Source organism: Nocardia sp. NPDC003345 (assembly GCF_053589395.1).
In genome coordinates this window covers 1-10,122 of sequence record NZ_JBSFRU010000238.1, presented here as the reverse complement: position 1 = coordinate 10,122, position 10,122 = coordinate 1, and the positions used below count along the sequence as shown (strand labels likewise).

Here is a 10,122-nt window from a genome sequence, read left to right as displayed (position 1 = left end):
AGACAAGTCGTGATGGTGGAACGTGAAACCCCGGGGATGGTGTGCTCCTCTACATAGGATTCGCCGAGATCCGCTCGTACGCTGCGCGGCACTGGCCCGGAAACGAACGGTAGCACCCATCGGCCGGTGCTGACCTGCCGATGCCGGGCCGGCCGCGAGCTTCCAGCGCATCGTCCATCGGGCCGGGCCGAGACCGTCGGTCGGAGCGAACGGGTGACCGGATACAAGCGTCCAGGGCGGCTCACTCACTCGGTCGGGCAGTGCGGCCTCGGGCTTTCGTCGCGCGCTGGTAGCGGGCGTTCGAGGACAGATCTGGACCGTGGCCGGCGGCCACACATTCCCCACCACCTCCGGCAAGTCTCTCGAGCTGTCGCAGACCGGGCGCCACCGGTTCCCGTGGATATTTCGACCGATTGGTTCGGTATTTGTATAATGGGTCGAAAATAAAATCTATGAGTATGGAAGTCGACTTGTCCGCGTGTCTCGAATCGACATGGCGGCTCCGCGACAGCCGAATCCAAACGGAAGTGATCGCCCTTGCCGGAGCCGACGACCACGGAGACATCCGCTGCCGCGTCGATGGAACAAGCCCGACCGAAGCCCTCCGGCCGTGTCGCTCGACGGCGTGATCGGCGCAAGGCGGAAATTGTGCGCACTGCGACGGAGCTGTTGTCCGCGCAGGGTTACCAGGGGATGAGCCTCGAGGAAGTCGCCGAGCGGACCGATATCGCCAAGGCGACTCTGTACCACTACTTCTCGAGCAAGGACGAGCTGGTTCGCGCCGTCCTCGAAGCCTTGACCGCAGATGTGGTCACCCGACTCGAGGCCGCGCTTTCCGAGGTGAGCGGAAGTAGCCATCTCGAACGACTGCGGGCGCTGATCCGGGAGCAAGTGCGGATTCTCACCGACACCGCTCCCGAGGTGGCTACGGTGTTCTCGTGGCCCAAGTCGTGGCCCGAGTCCTTGGAGGACGTCATCAAGGACAGTCGGCGCCGCCACGATGCGATCTTCCGCGCGGTGATCGAGGCGGGCATCACCGCCGGCGAATTCGATTGTCCTCACCCGGATGTTGCGCTGCAGTGTCTGCACGGCGCGCTCAATCAATCGTCATTGTGGATCCGCCCATCGCTGAACTCCGACCAGAAGGCGGTCCTGCGCGAGCAACTGGTCGACACCGCTTCGCTACTGATGGGGATCAGCGCTATCCGGGCGTGAAACCGCGGCGCCGCCCGGACCACCGAATGCGATGCGGTCACCCCGTCACGGTCGAAGCCGCCACGGTGAACCCGGGGTCGCCGGACGCCTACGTCGCAGGCCGCGAAGATGGCGCCGGCGAGATCCACGAGCTCGCGGAGTGTCGGCGGTCGACGCGTTCTCATTCATAAGGGCTGGATTGCGGTTAATGCGATCGATCGCTACATTAAGGGGATGAAGTTGGACTCCCAGTTCTCCGAGGCGGCCTCCGATTCGCGTCACGTTGTTCAAGTCGAGAGGTCCGAGCAGGTGATGATCATTCGATTGAACCGGCCGGCTTCGCGAAATGCGCTCACCGGAGGCGCTGTGGAGACACTTCTGGGACAGATCCGGCGCGCAGAGGAAGACCCATCCGTCCACGGCTTGATCCTGACCGGCACCGGAACCGCGTTCTGCGCCGGCGACGATCTCTACGAGGCGGCAGGTAGCTCCCCTGAAGAGTTCGAGCGGACCATCGCGAACCTGCAGGCCCTGACTGCCGCGCTGCTCGGATCGCGGCTGGTGTCGATGGCCGCGATCAACGGCCCGGCATTCGGAGGCGGACTCGAACTGACGCTGGCGTGCGACCTGCGAATCTGTTCGAGCCGGGCGAGCTTCGCCTGCCCGGAGGTCAAATGGGGACTGATGGCGACCAACGCCTCGTCGATCCTGCTCTCGGAAGTCATCGGACGCGGGCGGGCGCTCGAAATGGTTCTGACAGGACGGGTCTACGATGCGGCTTGGGCGCGCGACGCCGGGCTGGTCTCCGATGTCGTGGAGGCCGACTCGCTACTGGATCATGCCACCGACCTCGTTGGCTCGATTGTCGAATCCGCCCACAGTGCCATGTCGACCCGGGTGCTGTTCGCGGCGGCCGTCACCGAGTCGGCCGACGCGGCGATCGAACGTGAGGGCGATGCTGTCGTCGCCGCCTTCCGGACCGATTTCGCACAGGACCGCCTACTTCCATTCAAAACGGGCCGATCGCGAGGAGCACTGCGATGAGCAGTCGAGACCGGATCACGCTGGCCCGGCTCACCGATGAGACGGCAGCCCATTCCCCCGACCGCGTCGCGATCCGGGTGGAGGACGATCAATTGACCTACGGTGAGCTTCGCGATCAGAGCCTCCGCGTGGCCGCCGGGCTCCTGCGAGCCGGGCTGAAAGCCGGCGACGTGGTTGCCCTGATCGTGCCCAACAGTACGCAGTTCGTCATCACCTGGGTCGCACTCGGCAGGGTCGGCGCAGTAGCCGCCCCCATCAACACCACCTTCGGCGGGAAACGGTCGGCTGACGCGCTGCGTTTGTGCCGAGCTCGTTTCGCGGTGGTCGCGGGGGACCGATACCCGGAGGTAGTCGAGTCGCTGCGCGAAACCGGCGTGGAGGTTGTCTATGACATCGGCAATACGCCTATCGACGGCGGCGATACCCGATCACTTCCGTGGGCGGAGTTGGCGGCGTCGCCACTCCAGGAGCTGGTGGAACACCGGCCGGCACCGGGAGACCCGAGTATTCTACTGTTCACTTCGGGCAGTACCGGAAGCCCCAAAGCCTGCGTTCTGTCGAATTACTATGTTGTGCGGCAGGCGGAAATCTTCGTCGAGCAACTCCGCCTGACCGCCGATGACGTCCTGTTCACTCCTTTTCCCTTGTTCCATGCGGATGCGGCGATCTTCACCGTCGCCCCCGCACTCGGCCTGGGTGCGACAGCCGCCTTGGTGCAGCGGTTCTCCGCATCACAATTCTGGAATCAGATCCGCAAGTATTCGGCCACCGTTTTCGACTTCATGGGTGCGACGCTGTCGATGCTGCACAAGCAGCCGATTGCCGCCGACGACGCCGACAACCCCGCGCGGCTGGGATGGGGCGTCCCACTACCGGGGTGGGCGGCCGAATTCGAGCAGCGATTCGGGCTGGAATTGGTCGAGGTGTACGGACTCAGCGACACGGGTATCGTCCTGTACAACGTACCCGGTCGGCCCCGTCGGACCGGCGCCTGTGGAATGGAGATACCGGCATTCGAGGTCAAAACGCTGGATGCGGAGGGTTTCGAGACGGCGAGCGGTGAAATCGGAGAGATTTGCGTACGCCCACGGGAACCGCATCTGATCATGGAGGAATACCTCGGGAGACCGGCGGAAACTCTGACGGCGTTTCGTGGTCTGTGGTTCCATACCGAGGACCTCGCATATCGGGACGAGGACGGTTACTTCCATTTCGTCGGACGAACGAGAGATATTATCCGCCGCCGCGGTGAAAACGTCCCCGCACCGATGATCGAAGAAGCGCTCGCGAGTCATCCCGACATCCTGGATGTCGCAGCCTTCGGTGTACCGAGCGACCTGACAGAAGAAGACATCATGGTCGCCATCTCGTTCGAAGAGGGCCGAACGGTCGGAATCGATGAGCTGGTCGAATTGTGCGAGCAGCAATTACCTCGTGCGCTTGTTCCACGATACTTCCGGATACTCACCGAGCTGCCCCGGACACCGACCGAAAAGGTGGAGAAACATGTGCTGAAAGCCGCGGGCGTCCAGCCGGGTACCTTCGATCGAGGCGTCGGAGCGAAACCGTGATGCCCAAGTCCACCGCCGGCCGACGAGCGCGGCTCGTTGCGTCCGGTCGTGCGGTCGGAGCTATTCTCCAGTGCTGAACCACTGAGCGAAAGAGGGTCCGATGGCACGTACAAGCCCCGTAGAGTCCGCGGCTACGCAGCAGCGCCTTCGCCAGGCCGCCATCGCACTGTTCGCCGACAAGGGTTTCTTCGGTACCGGAATCCGCGAGATCGCAAATAGTGCCGGCACGACCCTGTCGTCGCTGTACCACTTCTTCGGCAACAAGGAAGACCTCCTCGTCGACATCATGGTCAGCAGTACCGAACCACTACGGGATGCCGCCGTCGCACTCACAACTGTCTACGACAGACCCGAGCAACTGCTCGGCGCCCTGATCGAGCAGCACGTATGGGCGCACGCGACCGATCGGCTCGCGAAGGTGGTGAGCGATACCGAGATCCGCGCACTCGAAGGGCAGAGACGTGAGCTGGTCCTGGAACTTCGCGATTCGTACGAGCAGGTATGGCGGAACACGATCCGGACCGGCGTCGAAGACGGCGTATTCGACGTAGGCCATCCCAAAACGATCACCAGCGGCCTGCTCGTCATGTGCACTTCTGTGTCGCATTGGTTCCGGCCGGGTGGAGAGTTGGAACTCGGCGAACTGTGTCGCACCTACTCCGATGCCGGACTCGGGCTCGTACGCGCCACCCGGGAAGGACAGCCGGTCCGACGAATCAGCTTGAAACTGCAAGATCCTTCGGCCCTACTGAGAACCGATACCTAGTACCGGGAGGCGGCGAGCCGCTATAACCACCGCGGCGGAATTCGCGCGAGTCGTGCGCCACGCCGAGGCTGTCGTCGGGTAGAGCACCGCCCGAGATCACGGGGGTGGCAGGACCCGGCCCAGGAATTCGTCTGTGTCGGAGCGCGCCTGCACCATGAGGGTGAAATGCGTGGCCGAGGGGTAGAACCGGAGCCGGCTGTCGACCCCACCGTGCTGGAGTTGCTGCTGGAGCAGCGTGGTGGTCGGCATGGGCTGCACCGTGTCCACTCCACCCTGCACGAGCACCACCGGCCGGTGATAGCCCGTCGTGGGCACCGCCATATAGTCGCGGAAGGCGGTGATCAGGGCCGGATCGGAGAGAGGCTCGACGAACAACTCGCCGAAAGATCGGTCCGCGACGGCCGCACTCGCTTCGCTCAGGCATCCGGCACCGCCTTCGGCGAGGGCCAGCACCTGCCTGCCCCGGTCGCTCAGATGATCGAGGACGCGCAGATCCGGGCGCACCTGGTCGAGACCCGCCATGATCATCAGGACCCGGATCTGCAACCCCTCGGGCAGCGGCACCGCCAGGTCGGGGCCGGACAGTGCCGTGATCAGGTCTTCGTAGTTGCTGGTCGGCGCGAAGGCCAAAGTGCCGCGTAGGTCGAGCTCCGGAGCGTAGCGAGACGCCGTATGGGCCGCGTACAGCGCCGACTGACCGCCGATCGAATGCCCGGCCAGCGCGTAGGAGTTGGACAGGCCCGCGTCCAGCGCGCGGCCCGCCCGGACGATGTCGAGCACTGCGTGGCCGGCGGCCCGTCCGGCCAGATACTGGTATTCCCCCGGGGCTCCCAGCCCGATGTAATCGGTGGCCAGCACCGCGTAGCCCTGGGCCAAATAGGCCGACATCTCCGGTCGCTCATCGAACGTGTCAGCGAATCCGCCCCGAAGATTCGGGGCGCAACCGCGAGCGATGCCGCTGGTGGAGTGGGCCCAGGAGATCACGGGCCAACCGCCCGGAGGCGCCTCGCCGCCGGGCAGGTAGATATTGCCCCCGCTGACCTCCGGTTCGTCACGCTGGCCAGTGGTCCGGTAGATGATCCGGTATCCCTTCGCCGCCGAAGTGATCAGCTCCGTTTCGGCCAATACGTGTGACGACACCACCGTGCCGGGGTGATCGGTCGGCGCCTCTGCGGCCGACACACCGATACCCAGGATCGAGAAACCGGTGACGAGCATCGACGCCGCCGTACGCCGTGCGGGGAACGTTCGTTCGGGCATAAAGGCTCCTGAGCCGCGCACGATGACCTCGCTCACCTCGGCCAGTTTCGTATACATCGTGCATTTCAGATACATTGTGTATGTAATAGTAGCCTTACCGGCGTGACTGTCAAGGGACGACGTGCGGAATACGCCGAAGCCACCCGGTCTGCCCTCTTGGAGGTAGGTCGCCGGCTGTTCATCGAACGCGGGTATTCCGACCTCTCCGCCGATGAGATCGCGCGGGCCGCCCGCCTGACGCGCGGCGCTGTCTACCACCATTTCGGCGGCAAACAGGGCCTATTCGAGGCGGTGTTCGAGCAGGTCGAACAGGAGCTGACCGAACGGCTGTCGATAACGATCGGGAAGTCCCCTGACCCCTGGGGCACCGCGGTACGCGCCTTGGAGGTCTTCTTGGACGAGTGCACCGATGTGGCCTACCAGCGGATCGTGCTGCAGGAGGGGCCGTTCGCGCTGGGCTGGAAGCGGTGGCGCGAACTCGACGAGCGGTACATGGTCGAGCTGATCCGGGATCTGGTGGATCAGCTGATCCGGACCGGAATCTTCGCCCCCCGCTCCACCGAGCTCACGGTCCGCGCCATCTATGGCCTGCTCACCGAGCTGGCTTGGAATATCGCCGCGGCCACCGACGGCGGCACGCGGCGCGAAGCGGGGCAGATCGCACTCGACATGATCGGTTCGCTGCGCCGGGCAGCAGAATGACCGCTGACCTCCGGCTCCCACGTCCGGTTGTCTACACCGCGCTCGACCGGTACCGCGACCGGCGGTGACGACTTTCTCGTGTGCCGCAACCGACCATCCTCTCGGTCGCGGTCACGTGACCGCGGTTCCGAGCCCGCCGCCGGCGACACCGAGTACAACGCCGTCGGTGATCGCGGCAAGCCGGTCGAGGTCCGAGCCGAAAACGGCGCGGGGATGTCCGGCCGATGCCCACACGGTCTCGTACTTCCCGAGGTCCGGATCGATGAGGGTGGGTATCGGGACGGGATGCCCCACGGGCGCTACGCCGCCGATAGGCTGTCCGGTGATCTCGCGAACCCGGCGGCCGCGCGCCAGGGCGACCGGACCACCCACGTATTCCGACAGCAGCCCGAGGTCGACCTTGTTGGCGCCCGAAGCCAGGACGAGCAGCGGATCGGATTCGCACAGCAGAACCAGGGAATTCGCGATCGCTCCGACCGGTACGGCGAGTTGCTCCGCCGCGGCCCGCGCCGTGCGCGCCTCGGACGGTAGCCACTGGATGGCGGGTTCGATCTGCCTCTCCAGAAGGCAGCTGATCACTCTGGCCACCGCGGGGGACGACGCTGATGGCACGTCCGTCGATGATGTGTCCTGGTTCACTTCGAGTCCCGAACTATCCTAATTATGAATGCGATCGATCGCTACTATACATCGATAACGACCTGATTCCCAACCCTCGAATCGGCGTCGCTCTCGCCGGCAGGCCCAGGCGAAATGCCGGCATCATGGTGGCGAGTGCCGAACCGCTGCACGACGCCACGGTCGTGCTCGAGAATGCTTACAGACGCCCCGAGGGCCTGCTGGCATCCGGGCCACGTTTGTCGGATTCGTGAAGGATCCCCGGGTTCGCGTTGTCATCAAGTGCGAGACGCCCGAGTCGAACAGTGATTTCCATGCTCGACACCCCAACGTGCCCGCGACAGGCCTTACCGCTGACCTCGGGTGGGATGCACACATCGGCGGTTGGGTTCGACGGCTGCTCCGCCCGGCCTGTACTCGCTCGCCGCCTCCCATTCGCCTCCCGAAGCCGGGTTCTGGCCACTCTCGTTTCGAGCGATCTCGCTGATTTCATTGCCTAAAGCGATCGATCGTTTTAGTGTGTGAGGCGGGCCTCGTGTCCGGCGATTCACGAGTGACCGCCCTCCGCAATATCCCCGTCCGCCGGGGGCAGGCCCCCGGCTCCGATCGTTACGGCTCCGGCGGCCGGCACGAAATCGAAGCAGGTAGCAATGACAACTGAGTTCGAAAGCACCGACACCGGAAAGCCCGCGCCCACGCTGCGCCGAACACTCGAGCACCGGCATCTGACGATGATCACGTTGGGCGGCGTCATCGGCGCCGGTCTGTTCGTGGGCTCGGGTGCCCTACTGAATTCAACCGGGCCTGCGGCGTTCCTGTCGTACGCGATAACCGGTGCTGTGCTCGTATTGGTGATGCGCATGCTCGGCGAGATGGCGCTGGCCAATCCTGCACTCGGCGCGTTCGCCGGTTTCGCTCGGCAGGCGTTCGGGGAGTGGGCGGGATTCACCACCGGTTGGTTGTACTGGTTCTTCTGGGTGGTCGTGGTGGGCGTCGAAGCCGTGGTCGGCGGTCAGTTGCTGCAACGGTGGATCGCTCTTCCTTCTTGGATTCTCGCCGCAGCTCTGCTATTGACGATGGTCGCCACGAACCTGCGCTCGGTGCGAAATTTCGGGGAGATCGAATATTGGTTCGCAGGAATAAAAGTCGCCGCGATCGTCGTGTTCCTCGCGATCGGGGCGGCGTATGTCTTCGGTCTGTGGCCGAGCCACGGCGCGGACATCTCGAACCTGTCCGCACACGGTGGTTTCACACCCCACGGGTGGACCGCTGTCCTGTCCGGCGTCGTCGTCGCGGTGTTCGCCATGGTAGGTCCGGAGATCGCGACGATCGCCGCCGCCGAATCGAAAGAGCCGGAAAAGGCGGTCACCAAGGCGACGAACTCCGTGATCACCCGAGTAGGAATCTTCTACATCGGATCGTTGCTACTGGTGGCGACGATCGTGCCGTGGTATCAGGTGAAGCCGGGTCAATCGCCGTTCGTCGAAGCTCTGTCGACGATGGGCATTCCGGCCGGAGCCGACATCATGAATGCCATTGTCCTCGTTGCCGTCCTGTCATGTCTGAATTCCGGCCTCTATACGTCGTCCCGGATGCTGTTCGCACTCGCTCGGGACGGTGACGCTCCGCAGGTGGTCGCCACGCTCGACCGGCGCGGAGTACCCCGGGCCGCGCTGGCGATCGCACTTCTGGTCGGTGCCGGCTGCATAGGCATGGCCTACTTCTCACCCGATACGGTGTTCACCTTCCTGCTCAACGCCTCCGGCGCCACCATCCTGCTCGTGTACACGATGATCGTCGCGTCACAGATCAAGCTGCGAGCGGGCATGTCTCGCGATCAGGTCGGCCGGCTACGCCTGCGGATGTGGCTGTTTCCCTATCTGTCCCTGCTCGCCGGCGCGGCAATCGTCGCGGTACTCGCGTCGATGTTCTTCATCGACACCCAGCGCTCACAAATAACACTGAGCCTGGGCACGGTGACCGTGATCCTGATCGCGTACCTGATCCGTCGCCACGTTCGCCGGTCCGGCCGGAATTCGGGGGTCGATCATCTCGCTTCCGCAGAACCCGACGTGGGTGCCGACCGGGCGTCGTGACGGCTACCTACCCGTCGATGGCGAAACGAGCGGAGTGCCCTGGATGAGGGGGCACTCCGCTCGCTTCGCGAAGCAGGGAGTGCGCCGGTCGCCGGAGATCACTCCGGAGAGAGGCAACCGGGCGGGATCGGCCCGGTTGCTACCGGTGGTTCAGAAGCTGGTTCGCCCGGACTCGACGAGGTGGGTGAGTAGTGCTGCGGGAGTCCAGCTTTCACCGTGAATGCGCTCGAGGTGCCGTATCTTCGCGAGGGTGACATCGAGGCCGAGCCGGGCTGCGTGATACATCGGACCCCCTCGGCGGGCGGGAAACCCGTAACCGTCGACATAGACGACGTCGATATCGGAAGCCCGTTGCGCGATTCCTTCACCGAGGAGCGCCGCTCCCTCATTGACGAGTGCGAGTACACAACGGTCGACGATTTCCGTCTCGGTGATCGTACGGCGCTGGATGCCGCCCTCGGCGGCACAGGTGCGTATGATCTGCTCGACGTCGGGATCCGGAACAGGGGTGCGGCCGCCGTTCTCGTATCGGTAATAACCGAGGCCGCTCTTCTGTCCGAACCGTCCTTTCTCGCAGAGGACATCGGCGACTCGTGAATACCGCATATGCTTCGGACGGGCGGCGGCGAGACGCTTTCTGGCGGCCCAGGCGATATCGAGCCCCGCGAGATCCGACATCGCGCACGGTCCCATAGCCATCCCGAAGTTCTGCAGAGCGGTGTCGATCTGCTGTGGTGTCGCGCCCTCTTCGAGAAGGAACTCCGCCTCCCTGCGATATGGGGTGAGCATGCGGTTTCCGATGAACCCCTCGCACACCTTCGACAGAACCGGGATCTTCCCGATCCGGGTGGCCAGCCGCAGTCCCGTGACA

General features: G+C 64.4%; 9 protein-coding genes. 6 read left to right on the top strand and 3 right to left on the bottom strand.

The window, feature by feature from the left end; all coding sequences use genetic code 11:
- Positions 1-579 precede the first annotated feature (579 nt).
- From ACWDU1_RS22835 to ACWDU1_RS22820, 4 genes are all read left to right on the top strand, one after another.
- Positions 580-1,215 carry a TetR/AcrR family transcriptional regulator gene (locus ACWDU1_RS22835; RefSeq protein ID WP_450001356.1) on the top strand — a complete coding sequence of 212 codons (636 nt, stop codon included), beginning with the start codon at positions 580-582 and terminating at the stop codon, positions 1,213-1,215.
- Between the two features lie 213 nt (positions 1,216-1,428).
- A complete protein-coding gene (locus ACWDU1_RS22830) occupies positions 1,429-2,238 on the top strand; it encodes an enoyl-CoA hydratase/isomerase family protein (RefSeq protein ID WP_450001355.1) in 810 nt (269 codons plus the stop codon).
- Entirely contained in the window at positions 2,235-3,809 is a 1,575-nt protein-coding gene (locus tag ACWDU1_RS22825) for an AMP-binding protein (RefSeq protein ID WP_450001354.1), read from the top strand. Before ACWDU1_RS22830 ends, ACWDU1_RS22825 begins: the two co-directional genes overlap by 4 nt.
- 100 nt (positions 3,810-3,909) lie before the next feature.
- Positions 3,910-4,575, top strand: a complete 666-nt coding sequence (locus ACWDU1_RS22820) for a TetR family transcriptional regulator (protein WP_450001353.1) — start codon at positions 3,910-3,912, stop codon at positions 4,573-4,575.
- A 96-nt stretch (positions 4,576-4,671) separates the two neighbouring features.
- On the opposite strand, the gene ACWDU1_RS22815 is transcribed toward ACWDU1_RS22820, so the two are convergent.
- On the bottom strand, positions 4,672-5,835 hold the full coding sequence (locus ACWDU1_RS22815) for an alpha/beta fold hydrolase (RefSeq protein ID WP_450001351.1): 1,164 nt from the start codon (positions 5,833-5,835) through the stop codon (positions 4,672-4,674).
- A 102-nt stretch (positions 5,836-5,937) separates the two neighbouring features.
- On the opposite strand from ACWDU1_RS22815, the gene ACWDU1_RS22810 reads away from it, so the two are divergent.
- On the top strand, positions 5,938-6,537 hold the full coding sequence (locus tag ACWDU1_RS22810) for a TetR/AcrR family transcriptional regulator (protein ID WP_450001349.1): 600 nt from the start codon (positions 5,938-5,940) through the stop codon (positions 6,535-6,537).
- A 111-nt stretch (positions 6,538-6,648) separates the two neighbouring features.
- Here the strand turns inward: ACWDU1_RS22810 and ACWDU1_RS22805 are convergent, their stop codons facing one another.
- Positions 6,649-7,116, bottom strand: coding sequence for a YbaK/EbsC family protein (locus tag ACWDU1_RS22805; protein WP_450001347.1), 468 nt, complete (start codon positions 7,114-7,116; stop codon positions 6,649-6,651).
- A 689-nt stretch (positions 7,117-7,805) separates the two neighbouring features.
- Here ACWDU1_RS22805 and ACWDU1_RS22800 point away from each other — a divergent pair.
- The gene (locus ACWDU1_RS22800; RefSeq protein WP_450001346.1) at positions 7,806-9,251 is read left to right on the top strand and encodes an amino acid permease; all 1,446 of its coding nucleotides are present in this window, start codon (positions 7,806-7,808) and stop codon (positions 9,249-9,251) included.
- Positions 9,252-9,401: 150 nt separating this feature from the next.
- On the opposite strand, the gene ACWDU1_RS22795 is transcribed toward ACWDU1_RS22800, so the two are convergent.
- The coding region (locus tag ACWDU1_RS22795) for a 3-hydroxyacyl-CoA dehydrogenase family protein (protein WP_450001344.1) at positions 9,402-10,122 on the bottom strand (721 nt) is incomplete at its 5' end.